Genomic DNA, 18,026 nt, shown 5'->3' on the forward strand with positions numbered 1-18,026 from the left:
ACCACACAGTCCCCACCAGATGAGCCTCCAATGGTGACGAATTAAACCGGACACCAGTGGGCTTGACCCGAGGATCCACGCAAGCCTCCATCCCATTTCTTCAGGCGGGGTGACGGAGGCCGTCACTGTCCTGCAGAGAGCGAGCCTTCAAGGTGTTGGCGACGGATAGATAATAGTTTCGAGCGGTGGCATTCATCTGGCGCTCCCCGAGCTCGCGCAGCGCTTTCATCTTCACCGTGATCGCCGCGCGGTTGCCAGGCTCGAGGTCGAGCAGATAGTCCGCTTGTTCTGCGGCCCACTGAAACTCACCGCCTGCGAGCGCCGCTTCGGCATTTTCGAGCATTTTGGCGGAGCCGCCCGACAATGCTACGAGTTTTTCCGCTCGTTCTTTCGCAGGAAGGGGCCAAATGTTGGTTGGGTTCCCATCGAACCAGCCTGCATTCTGGCAATAAATGCCACGGATCGACCACGCCACGGTCCCATAAAATTCCTGTAGATAGGGATGCTGCGCCAGTTCTTCAGGCAAGTTGATTTGCTGCACCAGCTCCTCAGGGGTCATGCCCCTGGCAATGCCTTCCATCGTCTTTTCGTACACGAACTTGATCGCATCCCGATAGGCCGTCAGTGCGTTTCGAGCCTCGGCCGCATTCTCGATCACACCCATGTGGCCGGGTACAATAAAATCCGGTTCGAGTAAGAGCAGCTTGTCGAGGCTTGTGATCCACTGATCGACCGGGCGCGTCGGCAGGCCGCGCAACGGCGCGATGTTCGGAAAAGTCTTCAGCAGGACATCGCCGGCGATCAGCAGCTTTTGCTCTGGGAGCCATACCGAAATGTTGTCGTCGGCTTCCCCGGGAGTCGAAATCAGGTGAAGTGCGATACCGGCGATGGTGATCGGTTTCTCATCCCCATCGAACGTATTGGTCGGCGGCAAAAAGCCTTGGCGGGTATGGGGCGTCGTCCTGCCGTATTCCAGTTGCGTGCCGGCATTGATGAAGTCTTCGGCGGGAAGGTGCATGCCGAAGGCATCGCCTCCATCGCGCTGGCCGCGACCCATGCTGGGGGTCGCAGACTGCAGAAGCGCGTGGCTGTAAATTCCGGGGCTGTCATCCCCCGCGAACACGGTCGCGCCGCCCGTATGGTCGGGGTGATTATGGGTATAGATGATCGCCTTGACGGGACGAACCAGGTGAGAACCAAACGCCTCGACGATGGCCTTCGCATCGACAGGATTCGCGGCGGTATCAACGATAATCGAACCTCCCCGGCCGGCAATCAAGGTCACGTTGCTCGCCGAATAGCCGATGGCGACATACACCCCGTTGGTCACCTGGACGACGCGCGGCCGAAATTCTTCCGAATGGGCAATCAGCTTCTCCCTGCCGATGAACCCGTCTTGAGAGCCGGCTTGGAGTGTAGGCTTAATGGTCATGGCGTCCGTTTCCGTCCGATGTAGCGAAGGCATCTTACTCATCCGGGGCCCGAGGTCGAGAATTTCATGGCGAATGGAGCCTTTGGAAACTCTGGACAATTCCACGGCAGGAGGCCGTCAGCCGGGCTCTGCTTGTGGCCGCTCTTTGCCGGAAGTCACCACACCCTCCGTCATCCCAGGGCTTGACCCGAGGACCTATGCTGGCCTCTATCCCTTCCTCCGTCCGCCACGTTTGTGTTTCCCAGAGAGTTCACCCCACGCTCCGTCCTCCTCGGGCTTGACCCGAGGATCCACACTTGCCTCCATTCGCTGGGGGCATGGATCCCAGGCTCAAGGCCTGGGATGACGGAGGTCGGGGCCGGGTGTTCTCGCCGGACGTGGCAGGGCTAAGCCCGAATGGAACTTCACCGGTCTGCGCTAACGTCAGGCAAACCGGAATGTGCCGGTCCGCCATCCAAAATTGGTGGTTCCACAAACGAGAGACCGCAGCTAAAAATTGCAACAGATGAGAAAATCCGGGGGCAGTATGCGCTACGTTTTGGTGATGATCGGGGCAGTCTGTCTCGTTTACGCCGCCTGGCATGCGGCGATGGTGCGGTCGACCGCTATTCGGCTTGAGCCTGCTGGCTATCAGTTGACCTACAACTGCCTGAGCCTGCAGTTCAGCTGCGCTGGCATGTCGCTGCTCTTGTCAATTCCACTGGTTGTGTGCGCCTTCCCGCCGAGGAATATCATGTACAGATTGACTGTTTTTGCAGTGATCACGATCACGGCCGGTTCCGCCTATGCGAGCGGGGTTCCGTTTTTCGCCAGTCCTGATGTGCCCGACTATACCGCAAAGATGATCGTGCGTGACGCCTATGATGCCAAAGGGGACCGCCAGCGGGTCGTCCAGCATCACAACGGCTGGATACGTATTGAAGAGCAAGGAAACGAAGAAACGAACCTTTCTTACGGACATTTCTTCAAGAACGTGGTTTTGAGGGCGACCAGGAGGAATGGTGAAATCTCGTCATTTGAGGTCAGGCAGGTCGAACCATCTCAAGATTATTACGGCATCACGGAAGTCAGGGAAACTGATGATGTTGAGACTGTCGGCGGTGAGCAGTGTCGCTGGAGGCAGATCGTCCGGCGCATGGACAGGGGCGAGAGCAGTCCCCTTTGGATGACTTGCCTGACCGAGGACGGAATAGAGATCGCGACGAAAGTCCTTTTCTCCAGTGGGAAGGTCATGTCCGAGACGCGGCTGACGGATCTGCGGCGCGGGCCTGTGCCGGAAGCGGTGGTACGACCGCCTACGCAGCTTCTCGAAGCCGGTACCTGGCTCGCGCCCTTGCCACGTTACGACGATTACACCCCAAATCCTGGAGACTTCGAGGCGGAGCTGGTTAGCCACAGATCCAAGGAGAGGCTGTTGCGTCATTACCCCTGGTGGCTCCGACAGCGCGACCGTGGAGATGGATCGATCCTGATCACCGTCTGGAACGAGCTTGAAGACCAGGGGCTTCAATATTCCGCATCCAAGGGGGAGCGCATGTTCGAAGCTGTCCGCTCCTCCTCGATTCCCTCTCCGGAGTTCAGGAGATTCGACGAGGATTATGGGATGGTCGACTTGAGAGAGCAGGATCGGCTGCTCGGCGAGGACTGCGCATGGTATGACCGGACACCAAATACGGCTGATGGGGGTCTAAGGCAATGCCTGACTTCGGACGGCATACCGCTGATTGACGACCACTGGTCTGGCTGGGGAGACAGCGAGAGATTCAACATAGTGACGCTGACGCGCCGGCCGGTGGGTATGGATGAAATGCAGCCACCGCGTGATTACCTCGAGCCTGCTGCCTGGGACATCAGCCCTCCATACTAGGGATGGGGATATCATCTGCCGCCGGGCTCGGGGCCATCAGCTCGATCAGATGTGCCTTCTCGGCCGCACCTACGCCTTGCCCAAATGCTTCGGCCAGAACTCCCGATGTACCTCGGCGGCTTCGTCTTCGAGAGTGGGGCCGATCACGGTGACGGTGCGGACGCCGGTTTGCAGCGCCGCCCGGCTCGGCACGTTCAAGCCGATCCCCGGCGATCTCGCCGAGCCGCGCTTCCGAGGGTGACCTGCTGTGGCCGAAGCTTTCCGAGCTGGCATGAAAGGCTTGCCGTGGAGACCTACTGACCAAAATCGAATTCAGAACAGACGATCGACAAATTGCTCGCTCTCCCAGACCTTCAGAAAATTCGCTTCCCGGGCGATCCAGCCGACGGCCTCGCTGCCCCATTCCTGGGCCCGGCTGGCATATTCGCCCATCAGCCAGATGTGGCGGACGATCACAAAGCGCTGGGCGGCTTCGAAGTCGTCCGGGGTTATCGGCCGCACGGCGCGATAGCCGTCGATGAAGGCGTGCCACATGGCGGTCGAACTCCGGCCGAAGGAGACTTGCGCCCATAGAAAGACCGACAGGTCGTAGGCGAGGTATCCCGGACCGCTGTCGTCAAAATCGAAAAATACGGCTTCGCCAGCCTCGTTGATGCGCGCATTGAAGCCGTGGCAGTCCCCGTGGCAATAGGTCCAGGTCAGATGGCCCGCGTCGATCGCCTTTGCGGTCCGCGCGGCGATGGTTTCAAGCTCGCCATAGACCTCGGTATCTTCGACGACGCCGCTGTCGCGTATGCGCGCAAGCGGCCGATGCAGCAGGTGTTCGAGGTCGAGCCGATAGAGCGCGCCATCGGGCGAAAATGTCTCGGCGGCATTGTGCAACAGGGCAAGGGTCTTGCCGTTGGCCAAGGCATCGCCGGCATCGGTTGCCTGCGGCGTGCGGCCATCGAGCGCCCGGAAGAGCACGCCCTCGCGCCCACCCTCCGGCGCGGCCCCCTGCAGGAACAAGGCGCCCGCGCGTGTCGGGATGGGTGCGGCGACGGGAACGCCCGATTGCGTGAGATGGGTGAGAAACGCCGTTTCGGTTTTGACGTCGGCCGGCCCCCGCGCCCGTCGATGCGAAAGCCGGAAGACATAGCGCTCGCCGTTGCCGCCGACGGCCAGATAGACGTCGTTCAGGCCGCGTTGCAGCAGGCGGCAAGAGACCGGCTCTGCCAGCGCATAATGCGCATCGATGAACCGTTCGACAGCCTCGACCCGCGGGGTCGAATAGAGCGGATCAAAGTCGAGCATCGATGCTGTCCCCTAAGAGCTTTGTGAAAAGGCCATGCTGGCGTTCCGGCCGGAATCTTCCCTTCCGGGCCGTCGTCATCCCTTCACCACCGAAAAGAACAGGAACCGCGGCGTGGTCGTCAGGCTCCGATAGGCCTGCGGAAAAAGCGTGCGGGCGCGAGGATCGGGCTGGGGTTCGCTGACGATATCGATCTGAAAACCGGCGGCCTTGAGTGCGTCGAACATGGCGTGCAGCGGCCGATGCCAGAAGCGCATGGCGATCTCCTTGCCGCCGCGCCGCCAGATCTCGTCGAAGCTGTAGGTCTCGAAGTAGTTGTCGCGGCCGCTCGAGGGGTGATCCATGAAGGGATGGTGGGTGGAGAAGACCAGCCGGCCGCCTTGAGGCAGCAGCCGGTTGAATTCCAGCAGCGGCCCCGACCAGTCCGGCAGATAATGCAGGACCAGCGGGGCGAGGATCAGATCGAAAGCCTTGTCCTGGAAAGGCAATGGTTCGCTGAGATCAGCCAGCAGCAGGCGGGCGCGTCCTTCCAGGCGACGCTGCGCGATATCAAGCATGCCGGCGCTTGCGTCGATCCCGGTGACCACAGCCCCGCGCTCGAGGAGCGCTAAGGCATGCGCCCCGCCGCCGCATCCCGCATCGAGCACGGAAAGCCCCGCGACCTCGTCGACCAGGGCAAGAATGGCCGGCCGTTCGTAGTAGGCATTCCAGGCGTTGACCTCATTATCGGCGTCATAGGCCGCCGCGAAGGCGTCATAATCATTCTCGGTCACGGTTTGCCTTTGCGGAGAGTTTATCGAGAGTGGATGCCGGCGGGTGAGGGGTGGGTCGTACCATTTTTGCGAGAATCGCTGGGAAATGCAAGCAGCATAGATCTCCGTTCAGAAATCGTCGCGTGCCCCTCATCCGCCTGCCGGCACCTTCTCCCCGCACGCGGGGCGAAGGGGCCTCTCGCTCCCTCGCAACTCTCACGCAGGGCACGTTCCCTCTCCCCGTTTTACGGGGAGAGGGTTAGGGTGAGGGGCAACGCCCATGGTCCAAACGGGAAGGCATCCGGCCCGACATCTCCCGCAAGTTTGCAATTTGACGACGCTCCGGCAGCCACCTTACGAAACTGTATAATCCGGGCGAGGTGCCTGTGAGTTTTCCGGCGCAGGCTTGGCGCAGTTGTTGCCAAGTCGAAGGCCAGATTTCTCATGAACATGCGCGCCACACCTGCCGCCCTGATGCCGGCGATCCATCCGGTCAGCTTGCGGGTCGATACCTATCTGATCAATCTCGACCGCGCGCCGTTACGCCGGTTTCGCATGGAACGGCTGCTGGTGGACATCGGCCTGGCCTTCGAGCGCGTGCCGGCAGTCGATGGCGCAGCGCTCGGCCTGCCGCATCCGGATTTTGACGAAGCAGCCTATCTCAGCCGGCACGGCCGCCGGCCGAACCCTTTCGAGATCGGCTGTTTTCTCAGCCATGTCGAATGCGCCAGGCGCTTCCTCTCCGGCGATGCCGAATTCGCGCTCATTCTGGAAGACGACCTCGATTTCGACGACGACCTGGCCGAGGTGCTCGAGGCCGCCCTGCAGCATCAAAAGCGCTGGGACATCCTGCGTCTTTCCACCGTCAACACCGGGAAAAAGCATCGGGTGGAGCCGCTGACGGCGTCGCGCTCGCTTGCCATCGCGCTGACCCGCGAGAAGGGCTCCGGCGCCTATCTGATCAACCGGAAGGCGGCCGGCTGGATTGCCGGGGCAATGCTGCCGATGCGGCTGCCCTATGATCTCGCCTTCGACCTGGAGTTTGACGAGGGGCTAAGCGCCTGCTTCGTTGATCCGCTGCCGGTCAGCCAAAGGGCCGATCCCTGCTCTCAGATCCAGGCAGGCCTGTCGGCCTACCGGCTTGGCCGCCGGCGGCCGTGGAGCGTCCTGCCCTATCGCACGGCGGCTGAGCTGCGCCGGTTTGCCCGCCGCTTCCGCCGTCTCGCGGCCTGGCGGATGAGCGGTCGGGAGCGCTCCGTCAGGCTGAGCGATTAGAAGGTCTCAGACGGAACGAGCGGCTGGGGCGGCTCTCCCGGGGGAGCGATCAGCACCGTTCCCCCCAGGCCGAGCGGTCAGGACCGATCGGCCGGACTGGGCGGTCAGGACCGTTCAGCCGGGCTGAGCGGAAAGCCGATCGAGACGATAAGGCCGGGATGATTATCGGCCATGCTGATCTCGGCCGCATGCAGCTCGGCGATCGCCTTGACGAGGCTGAGCCCGAGCCCGCTTCCGGGCGTCGTGCGGCTTTTGTCCAGCCGGTAGAGCCGCCGGAAGACTTTGTCCCTTTCGCCGGCGGGAATGCCGGGGCCGGTATCGGCAACCGAAAGGATGGCGCGGCCGCCCTGGCAGCGCAGCGCAACCGCAATATCGGTGCCATCAGGGCAGTGGTTGATCGCATTTTCCACCAGGTTGGCGATCAGCTGGGTCAGCAGGTCGCGATCGCCATGGATGATGGCGGGACAGCGCGCCGTTATCCGCAGCGATTTCAGCGCATCTTCGGCGACATCGACATAGACTTCGGAAATCACCGCAAGCACGGCGTCGAGATCGGTCGGCTCGAAACGCTCCTTGCGGGCGCCGGCCTCGATCTGCGAAATGCGCAGCAGCGCCTCGAAGGTGGCGTTGATCCGGTCGCTCTCGCTTCTCGCCTCGTCGAGAAGGGCGGAGACATCGGCTTGCCGGTCATTGCCGGCCACCGCCGCATCCAGCGTCAGGCGCAGCCGGTTGAGCGGCGTTTTCAGATCGTGGGCGATATCGGCGCTCACCTGCCGCATGCTCTCGACCAAGGTCTGCAGCCGGCCAAGCGCCGCGTTGATCTGGATCGCCACCGTATCGAGATCGTCGCCGCGGCCGCTGATCGGGATGCGGGCGTCAAGCGCGCCGTGGGAGACCTCGTTCATGGTCAGCGCCACCCGGTCCAGCCGCGCCTGGGCGCGAACGGCCAGAAAGACGCCGCCGCCGATCGCCGTCGCCACGACGATCGCGCCGGCCCATTCGAAACTGACCAGCACGATCCGCAGCATTTCGTCGACATCGTTGAAGTTTTCGGCGACCACCAGGCTGTAAGGGCCGATCGTCGACACCCGCATTCGGTAGCGTTCATGTCCCTTCAGCCCGACATCGCGCGAGCTGACGGTGTAGACGCCATTCGGGATCGGCGGTGCGGCGAAATTGCCGGCGAGTTTGTTGCCGGCATGGTCGGTCAGCGAATAAAGCCCGTCGGAGGTCGATTGGAAGCTCGCATAATTGTTCAGCGTGTTGGCCAGATCCCCGGTGTCGCCGGGCTCGTAGGTCGAAACGATCAGCGAATTCATCTCGGTGAGCGACTGTTCGAGATCGCGGGAGAGGCCAAGGTCCAGCATGTGATAGATGATCGCGCCGCTCAAAAAGAAGGTGACGACGAAGAGCACGCCGAAGGTGACGGCAAGCCGGAACGGCGTGCTCCGACGCAGGCTGGAGAACGATGCCGAAAGATGGCTGCGGCCAGAGATCATCCTGTTTCAGCGCGGCGCATGCAGGCTGTATCCGGTGTTGCGCACCGTGTGCAGTAGCTGGGCCTGGAACGGCCTGTCGAGTTTGGCCCTCAAGCGGCTGATATGGGTCTCGACGACGCTGGTCTTCGGATCGAAGTGAAAATCCCAGACCCGCTCCAAGAGCATCGTCTTGGTGATCACCCGGCCTTCGCCGCGCATCAGCACTTCCAGCAGGGTGAATTCGCGCGGCTGCAACTCGATCACCTGGCCGGCGCGGCGCGCCGCGCGCCGGATCAGATCGAGCTCGAGATCGGCAACCCTCAGCACCGTCTTCTGCTCCTGCACCGGCGGCCGGCGGCCAAGCGCATTGACGCGGGCCAGCAGCTCGGAGAAGGCAAAGGGTTTTGTGAGATAATCGTCGCCGCCCGCCTCCAACCCCTCGACCCGGTCGTCGACGCCGCCGATCGAGGTCAGGAACAGCGCCGACGTGCCGATCTTGGCCGCCCGCAGCGAGCGAACGATCGCCAGCCCATCGAGCCCCGGCAGCATGCGATCGACGACGATGACGTCATAGGCTTCGCGCTGCGCCTGAAACAGCCCATCGCGGCCATCGCCGACGACGTCGCAGACATGGCCTGCCTCGGAAAGGCCCTTGGCGATATAATCGGACGTCTTGGTATCGTCTTCGATAAGCAGGATCCGCATCAGCCCGATCATTCCCGGCAGGTGTGGGGGCAATCTAGCGGAGCGCGCGGCCGGGCGGCAACTTACGGATTTGTAAGGTGATGGGTGGGCGAGTGGCTTCAGGCGCAACCGGACGCCAGGAGTTTCCGCCATTCCTTGGAAAGGCACATCGCCCCGGTCCGTACAATTGCACCGCACTCAAGATCACCGACACCGAGCGCGTTGCTGGGCATGATCGCTGGCAAGCGCCTTACCTATCGCCTGATTAACGAAGCCGATCACGCCTAAGCAGGAGACGCGAGAACTGCTTTGGAAGCGCAAGAAGCAGAGATTCGACTCCAGGTAGAGTTTGGTGCATCATCTTGTTGCGGCCCGTGGAAGGCCCCTGATCAGATCGTCAGGCGACCCCAGAAGCGGTAACCGCATCCTATGCCGGGACCAGTACGAATCGTGCTCATACCACGACAATCGAAGCGGCCACCTGGGATCTCATAGGGGGCATTGGACGCGGAAGTACAACGCAGATGATGCACCGATGCTAGCGATAAACGGCGGTACCGTTTGATCGCCGCGAATCACGAAACCTTTTGGTTCCGTGGCCACGGACCGGAGGCTAATCCCATGCGGAAGAACCCCACGGTCGTAATCACAGTTAGAGTCGACGTAGCTGCCTGCCTATTTGGTATCGCCGCTATCCTGAGACTCTTTATGTGAAGAACGAGGACGACGGCTTCGGCTGTCGTCCTTTACTTGTGATCAGGGCGTTTTCAGCATGCGCTTGATGGTCTCATTGAACTTCCCGTCTTCTTTGTTCTGGGTGTCTATCATGACCGAACCTGACGTAATTCAACTGCCTTCACTTGAACCGCTTCACATCGCGGTCTCCAAGGGCCTCAACGCGTTCATCACAGTCGAGGGCTTTATGGCAATGATTTATTGCACTTTCATGGAGCCAGCGCCCCGGCTGCTAAGCCTTCTCTCCATCGATGCTGCCACACACGTAGAAACAAAATGCAGGATCATAAATTCGGTTGCACCATACAGGCTGAAAGGCAACGAACTTAAGCAGTTCAATGCACTCATGGGTCGCATAAAGCGCAAAGCTGATCTTCGTAATAAGCTCGCGCATTGGCAGGTCGGATACTGGCACAAGAATATTCCCGTGGGCACCGTCCGCGAAATGAAGGCCATGAAACCAAGGCTGCTCCCATCTTACTTCACCGCCGGGAACCTAGGCGGTTCAACGCCTGAATCTGTTACTCTTTCCGAGATAGAGGAGTTCTTTGAAGGATGCCTAGTCCTCCAAAGGGATTTGCTGCACTTCAACGAGCTTATCTCCGGCCCTAAGGACGACGGCGACGAGCCGCGCCACGTCAAAGGCCGAAGCGCCCGCAAGAAGGCGGCCTGAATATCGGTATTCGTTCGCGAGGTAGGCAAAGCCCGCCTCCGCCATTTCCTCAGTGGTTTGATGCCGGCCTTTCGGCTCGAATCATCGCAAAGGCTGATAGCTGCCGCAATAGATCATGCTGTCCGTTGAGCGGAGTTCGACGTCAAGACCTCCAAAAGCCTCATCATCGATAACAATCAATGTGTTCACCAAGATTTTCGCAATTGCATCGGGATCTGCCCTTGTCGGCAGGGACCTTAGATATGGCGGGGCCTCCGGCTCGCTGCCGGCGTTTTTCAGATAGCCTCAACGAAGTCGCTGTCGAGATAGCGGCATCGGAGTTCTGCTTTCATAGGCCATTGGGTTGGAGTCAAACTGATCGTGCGATAGATGGCTTGACAGTGTGATCAGCATACAGTTAGCGCTTTTGGCCACGCACTATCACCGTATGGTCGTTTTGCGTTTTCACATTTGCGGGGCCACGCATGGATGTGCAAGCCGAAGACGACCTTCCAGCTCAGAGACAAAACTGGGCTTGGGCGACGTTGCTTTGTATTCTGGCATCGCCAGTCTTCCTCGTTCTGAAAACACTCGCTTTTATGGTTGGCCTGGATGCGTTCCTGTTTTTATTCGGGGCATTCCTCGTCGTCACTGTCGTGGGGTTTTTTCTTGGCCCGGTGTCGGTGGTTTGGAGTGGGTATATAGCGTTGACCGAGGTCATTCTGGGGCTTTCGGAAGACCACAAATACTTCTTGTGCTGTTCGTCGAAAGACCGATTTGAAGCAGAATTTGGTTCATTCGTGCCGGTTTTGATGTTTCCGGCGGGAATAACGAACTGCCTGCTTCTAGCTCGGTCTACGTTTTGGAAATCCCTCACGCGCCGACAGATGATATTGGTTGTCGGGGTCTCGACTGTTATCGCGCAAGGTCTGTTGTGGTACTACGAATGGCAAGAGGTGATTGTGACCTGTTCGGCCGTTCAGTGTAATTTCTGAGATGATTTGCGAATTGTGATTTCCGCTGTCGAAGCTCGCTTGACCGAGGATACAGCCTGAATCCCACTGAGCGGCGCGAAAAGACTTCGAGAATCGCCCGCCTCAGGCCTTTTATGGCAGCCAGTCCGGCAAAACCTCGATCAAATCCTGCGCGGGATCACTGGCGAGTTTGTCCAGCAGCGGCAGTTCTTGCGGTCTTATCAGCCTTTGAGAGAAATCTGCTTCGCGCCACCGATCCCAATCGGAGGTTTCGCGGCCATTCAATACGTAATGATCTCTGACGACATTGATCTTCACGAACCACAGGCCCTTCACCTCACCGTGGCCAAAGGCGTTGGGATGGACCGTCTCTCGACGGCATTTCAGCCAGGCTTCTCCTGCGGGCATGAAACAGTCACGCGGTACGTCGGCTGGGTCGAACTTGATCTGATTCTTCTCTTTCAGCATCCGGTCGATTTGAGCGTCGCTCAAATGCCAGCGTCTGGTTGCCTCGTTCCAATATTCACAAACCCAATGATCTTCCCATCCTGCAAAGAAGTAGGAGGCAAAGCCGCAGCGCACGCGGGCAGGAACAGTTTTGCTGCGCAGGATCGAAGACAATGCGAGTGCGAAATCGCGGCACGTGCCGGTGGATCGTCTCTCTGCGGGGCGGCGCCGGTGGAGCGGCTGAGGGTCTCTGGCGAACACATCGTCGAAACGTTCAGCGATCGGCAATGTTTTTCTCGCCGATCCGTCTAACTTTGTTTGGTCGAGACCGTATTCTTCTGCCCAATCGGCGTGAACCAGCACGCCTTGGATAATATCATTCAGTCGCCCGACCTCGTTTGGCAATTCCGCCATCAACCCCCTGTGATGGATTGGATCGGACATCTGACTATGGTTGGTCCAGCGTTTCTTTTCCTCCATGTCGCTATGATTGCCTTTCCCTCGCAAGATCCCGATCAAAAGCGGCATAGGTTTTTACCGACGCCTGCAACATCACACGATAGGGAGTTTTGAGACAGCCACAATGGCAGATTCACGCACTTCTGCGGCATTATTGCATTCGGCCAGAAGCGGGATCACCTCTGGCCGTTCGAGGCGGGGAAGGCCGGTCAAAAAAAGCAAGCCCCGCGCACCGGCGGGGCAAATTCGGTAGTGAGAGCAGTCGCAAGCTGCGTCAGGGACCGACCCTGGCCTTATCGACGCGTCGTGTTCGGCGATTGCTTAAATCCCCGAGCCGTCGAGCTGCTGGGCGTCGTCGCCTTCCCAGGGTGAGGGCATCGAGAGGCGAGCGAGGTTGGCCGAGGGCATCGGCATCCAACACTTCAATTCCGGCTCGGCATATTCGATGATCTGCCCGGGCGAGGAATCAGAGGCGCGCCAGCCTTCTGCGCCAAACTGATCGCCATGCGACCAATAGGCGAGATCAACTTCCGCCGGCCCCTGTTCGGACGGGCGGATGGTGACCAGGATGCGACTGCCGTCTTTCGGTGCGCTGGCCATGCTGCGCCAGCGGTCTGCCTCGTCCATTTTTTTGCCTCCTGCCTTGCTGCAGCTGCAACTGTCGCCTCGCCATCGAAAGCGGTCAACCCAAACTTTGCGGGGGACCCTTCGCTATCGATAGCGGCTTAAGCTATCCTGACGTCCCGGAATGGAGAATTAGCGCATGGCGAAGCTTGTCTTCGGAATGAACCTCTCCCTGGATGGCTATGTCGACCAAGAGGAATTCGGGCCCGATCCCGCCCTCTTTCGCCACTGGATCGAGCAGGTGCGCGGCCTGACGGGCAGCCTCTATGGCCGCCGCATGTACGAGCTGATGCGCTATTGGGACGAAGACCATGCCGAATGGACCGCGGAGCGGCGCGACTTCGCAATGGCATGGCGGCGCCAGCCGAAATGGGTCGTGTCGCGCTCATTGACCTCGGTCGGCCCCAATGCCACGCTTGTTGCCGAGGACATCGAGACGGTGATCCGCGGGCTGAAGGCCGGGCTTGCCGGGGAGATCCAAGTCGCCGGGCCGGAGCTTGCCGGAAGCCTGACCGACCTTGGCCTGATCGATGAGTATCGGCTCTATTTCCACCCGGTGGTGCTCGGCCGCGGCAAGCCGTTTTTCGCCGGTCCGCGGCCGCCACTTCGCCTTGTCGCCAGCGATTTGATCAGCGGGGCTGCGGTGCGATTGACATATGTTCCTGCTTGAATGGGTGAGGGCGCCACACGGCGTGGCGCCGACGACGATCGGTTATACGGAAACGCCAGGGCAAAACCCTGGCGTTTCGATTCAGGCCACCAGGCCCTTGGTCAGCTCCAGCGCCTGCCGCTCGAACAGCCGGCGGTAGATGCCGTCATGGCGGCGGATCAGCGCCTGGTGGTCGCCTTCTTCGACGATCTTGCCTTTGTCGAAGACCAGCAGCCGGTCGAGCGCCCGCACCGTCGACAGGCGATGGGCGACGACAAGTGTGGTGCGGCCGTCCATCAGCCGTTCCATCGCCTGCTGGATCTGCACTTCGCTCTCGCTGTCGAGGCTTGATGTCGCCTCGTCGAGGATCAGGATCGGCGCATCGGCGAGGAATGCACGGGCGATGGCGACGCGCTGCCGCTCGCCGCCCGACAGTTTGACGCCCCGTTCTCCCACCATCGTTTCATAGCCCTTCGGAAGGCTCAGAATGAAGTCGTGGGCGCTCGCCTGTTTCGCCGCCTGCTCGATCTCGCGCCGCGAGGCGTTCGGCCTGGAATAGGCGATGTTTTCGGCCAGCGTGCGGTGAAACAGGATCGGCTCCTGCTGCACGATGGCGATCTGGCCGCGCAGGCTTGCTTGCTCGACCCGGGCGATATTCTGCCCGTCGATGCGGATGGCGCCCGAATTGACGTCGTAGAGGCGCTGGATGAGCTTGACGAAGGTCGTCTTGCCCGAACCGGAATGCCCGACCAGCCCGACACGCTCGCCCGGCTTGATGGTGACCGAAAACTCCTCATAGAGCGGGCTCGGATGCGCGCCATATTGGAAGGTGATGCGATCGAAGACGATCTCACCCTTGCCAATCTGGATCGGTGTGGCGTCCGGCCTGTCCTCGATGCCGAGCGGCATCTTGTCGAGCAGCACCAGCTCTTCCATGTCGTTGACGGCACGCTGCAGATTGCGGATGTCCTGGCCGACATTGCGCAGATAACCCTGCAGGACGAAGAACATCGCCAGCACGAAGGTGACGTCGCCAGGCGTCGCCAGCCCCTGCTGCCACATGAGGAGGCCGGTTCCCAGAATTCCGGCCTGCATGGAAACCATCATGAAGCCCTGGATCGTGCCGCTCAATGTGCCGCGCTTCCATGTCCGCCGCGTGCGTTTGTCCCACCGGCCAAGCACGTGGCCGAGCCGGATCTCCTCGCGGCTTTCGGCACCGAAAGCCTTGACCACCGAGTTGCAGCTGATCGCATCGGCCAGCGCGCCGCCGAGCTTGGTATCCCAGGCATTGGCAAGCCTTGCCGCCGGCGACACGAAGCCCATTGAAAGCGCCACGGTGGCGCCGATATAGATCAGCGATCCCAGGCTGACGATCAGCCCCATGACCGGCCAATAGCTGCCGAGCACGATGCTGGCGCCGACCAGCATGACGATCGACGGCAAAAGCGCCACCAGCAGCAGGTCGTTGAGCGAATCCAGCGCCCACATGCCGCGGGTGATCTTGCGCACCGTCGAACCGGCAAAGCTGTTGGCGTGCCAGTCGGTGGAGAAGCGCTGTACCTTGTGGAAGCCGCCATTGGTGACATCCGCCATGGTGCGCAGCGTCAGCCGGATGATGCCGTTGAAGATGAAATAGCGCAGCGCCACGCTGGCGAAGCCCAGAGCGACGACGATGACGAAGGCGCGCAGCGCGCTGTCGGCCGCATGCGTGCCGGCGATGGCATCGACGATCTGGCCGGAGAAGACCGGCACCATGACTTCGGCCAGCGTGCTTGCTATCACCAGCACGATGATCAGCCCCACCAGACCAGGACGGTGGGTCCAGTGATGAAAGATAAAGCCGAGCACGTTGCGATAGGCATCGGCGCGGAAATCGAGCTTCTTGCGAGTCATTTGAACCAACCCGGCCGCATATCGGCAACCGGTCCTCAAAACGAGAGTTAAATGGCACAGCCCGAACGGGAGACGAAATGATCCCGTCAGATCAATCGGGCTATGAAGGGAGTGGAAACCGCATGTCGGGCGCGCTTGAGGCGGGCCGCGGATGGAAATGACCTAGTGTCGGTTCATTCCACATGGGAGGAACTTGGTTTCTGCTGATCGCATGCAACGCCTCCCTTATGTTTGATCTGACGCGGTGCGCCTCTTGTAGCGAAGGTGATCGCCGTTGCCAACCGGGAATTTACAACCTGACAGAAAGTGATGCGAAAACGACACAATCTGGAACGTGCAGGTTTTGCGGCGTCGCTTGCCGCCAGGTTGTCCGAGCCGATGTCGGGCAGGTTATGCTAGAGCCGAAAGGTCGGTCGGCTCCGGTTTCGCGCCCGCTGCCGTCAGCATCGCGTGGATTTGGCCGCGGTGGTGGGTCTGGTGGTTGAAAAGTTCGATCGCGCAATTGGCCTTTGGTTTCTCGACCCGCCTCGCACCGTCGCCGGGATACCAGACAAGCATGCCGTCAAGCTCCGCGTCGCGCAAACCTTCCGCCCAGGCTTCGATTTCCGCGTTGCGTTGCAGACGCAGGGTCTTGAAGGCATGCCAATCCGATGGGCTGGTGAGAGAGTGCGTGATGGTTTCCTCGGGGCGCTGGTTGCCCTTCAATCGCTCCAGTATCAGGGCGTCGGCCCAATAAAGATGGTTCAGCGTTGCGGCGATCGATTGGAAGAACGCCCCTCGATCTTTCCAGCGCTCCACATGCGTCAGCCCGTCGGCGGCGGTGACGAGAGAGCTATTCTGCCAGCTGTTATAGCGGGCCATGAGTCGGCAATATCCAGCTGAGATCATTGTCTCGGGCTCCAAAGGTTAGCGATGTTGGGGGAGATCGGCGAATGGAAGACCCATGGGGTCGTTCATGCTCTGCCGCCTGCGCCAATGTACGGCGTGCCGTGCCGAACGGCACGGACAACGACAAGTTTATCCCAAAGCAGCGTCGGGGCAAATGGCTGATGACATTTTTGCTTTTCCAGGGATTCGAAACGGCTCAGAGCGCTCGAACTTCGGCAAGCCGCGTGACTGGGTTTTCGTCGTCCCCTCTCGCCAAGCAGCGCGTGCCGCGCTCATTCGGGAGGAAGCCGGAATTCCCGTGATTGCCACCGTTCATTAATGGCCCGGTTTGGCCATTGTAAGAAACAGGATCTGTTCGCCGATGGTAGGGATCGTTAGGCTCGACAACAACAGCTGTTCACCTCTGCCCGCGGGGCGTTGCCAACCGTCACGGTATCGGGCAGACAATCTATTCTGAGTAAAGACGGAAGACATGGAAAAAACGATATCAGACATCTCTGACGCACTGGGGCTCTGCCTTGTTCAAGGCCGCCACGGATGGAGCGATTTGTTGTGCTTCCATCATGGAACGGTCACAGAGTGTCGGGTGAGTGAAGCCTTCTCTGACCCTGTCTTCGAGATGATCAGACTGTGTCGTGCCATCTTGGAGAACCGGCATGAGATTGTGTCCCTACACGATGAACCGGGCGGTTCCCGCCTGTCTGTGACACCGGACATTCAAATGCAGCATATTATGCTTTTCGAGGTTCGCACCTTCCAAAGCGATGAGACAGAGCAGAAGCCGCCTGTTCTATCCGTTCGGATAAAGCGGAAACAACTCCTTGCATTGTTGATGACGGAGCTTTGGAAGCTCTATCGATTTCATAAGGAGCTATCGTTCCAGCGTGATAGGCCGCAGTTTTCGAGCGCGGATGCCTTGCTCCAGCTCAACGCCGAATGGGATAATCACCCGCATCTCGGTCCTTCTTTGCTAAAATGAAGCTGCGGATTTCGGTGGTAAACTCCGCAGCGTGTTATCACCATTGCTGAGAGCCGCGTCCCGACGCCTTGCGTTTAGGTTGAACTCAACAGGTATTTCATTGAAGAAGAACATCCTCATCGTCGGCGGAAGCTCTGGCATCGGACTTGAACTTGCAAGACATTATGTCGGTGAAGGGCATCGTGTCTGCATCACGGGTCGTGGCGATCCGGGGTTGTCAAATGCGCAGTTCTTCCGGCTGCCAATCACGGCATCGGCCGATGATTTGGCCAAGGGGATCAGCGATCTCGTTGCTGCCTTCCACGGCGTGCATACACTCGTTTACGCCGCTGGGTTTTTGCAACGCGGACCCATCGAAACCCTGAGTGACGAGGCGCTTCTAACAATGACCCATGTGGGTCTATTGGCTCCGATGATGCTGGCAGCGCGGCTAAAACCTTTGGCCCCGACGCCCTTGAAGCTGATGCTCGTCACGTCAAGCTCCCAATATACCCCAAGGCCACAAGAGCCCGCCTATTCGGCAACCAAGGCCGGATTGGCCATGCTCGGCGCTTGCCTCGTTCGCGATCCGGGTTTTGGGAAGGTTCTTGTCGTGGCGCCTTCCGGTATTCAAACGCCATTCTGGGATCGAACCGACGAAGACACCAGCACCATGCTCGACCCGATTTGGACAGCCGAGCAAATCGTCGCCCTTTCCAGTGGGCCATTTAAATACAAGTATGCCAAGCTTCTCCGAAATCCCGCGCGTGTCGAGGTCGTCGAAACCTTCGACAACAACTTCTCGCCCATCAATTAAAGTCGTCATGTCGCTTCTGACTGTCCTCCTCGGGGCTTGACCCGAGGATCCACGCCGGCTCCCACCAGCGGGGCCATGGATCCCAGGCTCAAGGCCACTGGTGTCCGGTTTAATTCGTCACCATTGGAGGCTCATCTGGTGGGGACTGTGT

16 protein-coding genes and 1 pseudogene are annotated in these 18,026 nt (G+C 60.0%); 7 read left to right on the top strand and 10 right to left on the bottom strand.

Going from position 1 to position 18,026, the window contains the following annotated elements; translation table 11 throughout:
* Nucleotides 1-100 precede the first annotated feature (100 nt).
* Nucleotides 101-1,432 carry an alkyl/aryl-sulfatase gene (locus ATY29_RS27145; protein ID WP_097537438.1) on the bottom strand — a complete coding sequence of 444 codons (1,332 nt, stop codon included), beginning with the start codon at nucleotides 1,430-1,432 and terminating at the stop codon, nucleotides 101-103.
* Between the two features lie 733 nt (nucleotides 1,433-2,165).
* Here ATY29_RS27145 and ATY29_RS27150 point away from each other — a divergent pair.
* The gene (locus ATY29_RS27150) at nucleotides 2,166-3,299 is read left to right on the top strand and encodes a hypothetical protein (RefSeq protein WP_097537447.1); all 1,134 of its coding nucleotides are present in this window, start codon (nucleotides 2,166-2,168) and stop codon (nucleotides 3,297-3,299) included.
* A gap of 69 nt (nucleotides 3,300-3,368) precedes the next feature.
* On the opposite strand, the pseudogene ATY29_RS27155 reads toward ATY29_RS27150, so the two are convergent.
* From ATY29_RS27155 to ATY29_RS27165, 3 genes and pseudogenes are all read right to left on the bottom strand, one after another.
* Nucleotides 3,369-3,534: pseudogene (locus ATY29_RS27155) on the bottom strand (nucleoside deaminase); the annotation flags it as partial.
* A gap of 77 nt (nucleotides 3,535-3,611) precedes the next feature.
* Entirely contained in the window at nucleotides 3,612-4,592 is a 981-nt protein-coding gene (locus tag ATY29_RS27160) for a phosphotransferase enzyme family protein (RefSeq protein WP_097537439.1), read from the bottom strand.
* A gap of 75 nt (nucleotides 4,593-4,667) precedes the next feature.
* On the bottom strand, nucleotides 4,668-5,363 hold the full coding sequence (locus ATY29_RS27165) for a class I SAM-dependent methyltransferase (protein ID WP_097537440.1): 696 nt from the start codon (nucleotides 5,361-5,363) through the stop codon (nucleotides 4,668-4,670).
* 423 nt (nucleotides 5,364-5,786) lie between these two features.
* Here ATY29_RS27165 and ATY29_RS27170 point away from each other — a divergent pair, with 423 nt between their 5' ends.
* Nucleotides 5,787-6,617 carry a glycosyltransferase family 25 protein gene (locus ATY29_RS27170; RefSeq protein WP_003569647.1) on the top strand — a complete coding sequence of 277 codons (831 nt, stop codon included), beginning with the start codon at nucleotides 5,787-5,789 and terminating at the stop codon, nucleotides 6,615-6,617.
* Nucleotides 6,618-6,721: 104 nt separating this feature from the next.
* On the opposite strand, the gene ATY29_RS27175 is transcribed toward ATY29_RS27170, so the two are convergent.
* Together ATY29_RS27175 and ATY29_RS27180 are read right to left on the bottom strand one after the other, a co-directional pair.
* On the bottom strand, nucleotides 6,722-8,116 hold the full coding sequence (locus ATY29_RS27175) for a sensor histidine kinase (RefSeq protein WP_097537441.1): 1,395 nt from the start codon (nucleotides 8,114-8,116) through the stop codon (nucleotides 6,722-6,724).
* Nucleotides 8,117-8,122: 6 nt separating this feature from the next.
* A complete protein-coding gene (locus ATY29_RS27180; protein WP_025415565.1) occupies nucleotides 8,123-8,800 on the bottom strand; it encodes a winged helix-turn-helix domain-containing protein in 678 nt (225 codons plus the stop codon).
* Nucleotides 8,801-9,605: 805 nt separating this feature from the next.
* On the opposite strand from ATY29_RS27180, the gene ATY29_RS27185 reads away from it, so the two are divergent.
* Nucleotides 9,606-10,187, top strand: coding sequence for a hypothetical protein (locus tag ATY29_RS27185; protein ID WP_133118215.1), 582 nt, complete (start codon nucleotides 9,606-9,608; stop codon nucleotides 10,185-10,187).
* A 464-nt stretch (nucleotides 10,188-10,651) separates the two neighbouring features.
* Nucleotides 10,652-11,161, top strand: a complete 510-nt coding sequence (locus ATY29_RS27190) for a hypothetical protein (protein ID WP_097537443.1) — start codon at nucleotides 10,652-10,654, stop codon at nucleotides 11,159-11,161.
* A 111-nt stretch (nucleotides 11,162-11,272) separates the two neighbouring features.
* On the opposite strand, the gene ATY29_RS27195 is transcribed toward ATY29_RS27190, so the two are convergent.
* Together ATY29_RS27195 and ATY29_RS27200 are read right to left on the bottom strand one after the other, a co-directional pair.
* Complete coding sequence (locus ATY29_RS27195) at nucleotides 11,273-12,115, bottom strand: transglutaminase domain-containing protein (RefSeq protein WP_244597455.1); 843 nt, start codon at nucleotides 12,113-12,115, stop codon at nucleotides 11,273-11,275.
* 252 nt (nucleotides 12,116-12,367) lie between these two features.
* Nucleotides 12,368-12,673, bottom strand: a complete 306-nt coding sequence (locus ATY29_RS27200) for a hypothetical protein (RefSeq protein ID WP_003569638.1) — start codon at nucleotides 12,671-12,673, stop codon at nucleotides 12,368-12,370.
* A 136-nt stretch (nucleotides 12,674-12,809) separates the two neighbouring features.
* Here ATY29_RS27200 and ATY29_RS27205 point away from each other — a divergent pair, with 136 nt between their 5' ends.
* The gene (locus ATY29_RS27205) at nucleotides 12,810-13,340 is read left to right on the top strand and encodes a dihydrofolate reductase family protein (protein WP_097537444.1); all 531 of its coding nucleotides are present in this window, start codon (nucleotides 12,810-12,812) and stop codon (nucleotides 13,338-13,340) included.
* Nucleotides 13,341-13,421: 81 nt separating this feature from the next.
* Here ATY29_RS27205 and ATY29_RS27210 read toward each other — a convergent pair whose 3' ends face one another.
* Together ATY29_RS27210 and ATY29_RS27215 are read right to left on the bottom strand one after the other, a co-directional pair.
* Nucleotides 13,422-15,212 (bottom strand): ABC transporter ATP-binding protein, encoded by a 1,791-nt coding sequence (locus tag ATY29_RS27210; RefSeq protein WP_097537445.1) that lies wholly within the window; start codon nucleotides 15,210-15,212, stop codon nucleotides 13,422-13,424.
* 390 nt (nucleotides 15,213-15,602) lie between these two features.
* Nucleotides 15,603-16,100: a DinB family protein gene (locus tag ATY29_RS27215; protein ID WP_003569631.1), complete on the bottom strand. Its 498-nt coding sequence runs from the start codon at nucleotides 16,098-16,100 to the stop codon at nucleotides 15,603-15,605.
* A 472-nt stretch (nucleotides 16,101-16,572) separates the two neighbouring features.
* Between ATY29_RS27215 and ATY29_RS27220 the strand changes: the two genes are divergently transcribed.
* Both ATY29_RS27220 and ATY29_RS27225 read left to right on the top strand, forming a co-directional pair.
* A complete protein-coding gene (locus ATY29_RS27220; protein ID WP_025415571.1) occupies nucleotides 16,573-17,079 on the top strand; it encodes a hypothetical protein in 507 nt (168 codons plus the stop codon).
* 100 nt (nucleotides 17,080-17,179) lie between these two features.
* Nucleotides 17,180-17,875 (top strand): SDR family NAD(P)-dependent oxidoreductase, encoded by a 696-nt coding sequence (locus ATY29_RS27225; RefSeq protein WP_097537446.1) that lies wholly within the window; start codon nucleotides 17,180-17,182, stop codon nucleotides 17,873-17,875.
* Nucleotides 17,876-18,026 lie beyond the last annotated feature (151 nt).

The organism is Rhizobium hidalgonense, assembly GCF_002914525.1.
GTDB classification, from domain to species: Bacteria; Pseudomonadota; Alphaproteobacteria; order Rhizobiales; family Rhizobiaceae; genus Rhizobium; species Rhizobium hidalgonense.

What these genes read in the sequence shown, in the direction of transcription:
- ATY29_RS27220 (WP_025415571.1), top strand. Translation starts at nt 16,573, where the DNA reads ATGGAAAAAACGATATCAGACATCTCTGACGCACTGGGGCTCTGCCTT.
- ATY29_RS27175 (WP_097537441.1), bottom strand. Translation starts at nt 8,116, where the DNA reads ATGATCTCTGGCCGCAGCCATCTTTCGGCATCGTTCTCCAGCCTGCGT.
- ATY29_RS27200 (WP_003569638.1), bottom strand. Translation starts at nt 12,673, where the DNA reads ATGGACGAGGCAGACCGCTGGCGCAGCATGGCCAGCGCACCGAAAGAC.
- ATY29_RS27185 (WP_133118215.1), top strand. Translation starts at nt 9,606, where the DNA reads ATGACCGAACCTGACGTAATTCAACTGCCTTCACTTGAACCGCTTCAC.
- ATY29_RS27150 (WP_097537447.1), top strand. Translation starts at nt 2,166, where the DNA reads ATGTACAGATTGACTGTTTTTGCAGTGATCACGATCACGGCCGGTTCC.
- ATY29_RS27145 (WP_097537438.1), bottom strand. Translation starts at nt 1,432, where the DNA reads ATGACCATTAAGCCTACACTCCAAGCCGGCTCTCAAGACGGGTTCATC.
- ATY29_RS27210 (WP_097537445.1), bottom strand. Translation starts at nt 15,212, where the DNA reads ATGACTCGCAAGAAGCTCGATTTCCGCGCCGATGCCTATCGCAACGTG.
- ATY29_RS27190 (WP_097537443.1), top strand. Translation starts at nt 10,652, where the DNA reads ATGGATGTGCAAGCCGAAGACGACCTTCCAGCTCAGAGACAAAACTGG.
- ATY29_RS27170 (WP_003569647.1), top strand. Translation starts at nt 5,787, where the DNA reads ATGAACATGCGCGCCACACCTGCCGCCCTGATGCCGGCGATCCATCCG.
- ATY29_RS27195 (WP_244597455.1), bottom strand. Translation starts at nt 12,115, where the DNA reads ATGCCGCTTTTGATCGGGATCTTGCGAGGGAAAGGCAATCATAGCGAC.
- ATY29_RS27160 (WP_097537439.1), bottom strand. Translation starts at nt 4,592, where the DNA reads ATGCTCGACTTTGATCCGCTCTATTCGACCCCGCGGGTCGAGGCTGTC.
- ATY29_RS27205 (WP_097537444.1), top strand. Translation starts at nt 12,810, where the DNA reads ATGGCGAAGCTTGTCTTCGGAATGAACCTCTCCCTGGATGGCTATGTC.
- ATY29_RS27180 (WP_025415565.1), bottom strand. Translation starts at nt 8,800, where the DNA reads ATGCGGATCCTGCTTATCGAAGACGATACCAAGACGTCCGATTATATC.
- ATY29_RS27215 (WP_003569631.1), bottom strand. Translation starts at nt 16,100, where the DNA reads ATGATCTCAGCTGGATATTGCCGACTCATGGCCCGCTATAACAGCTGG.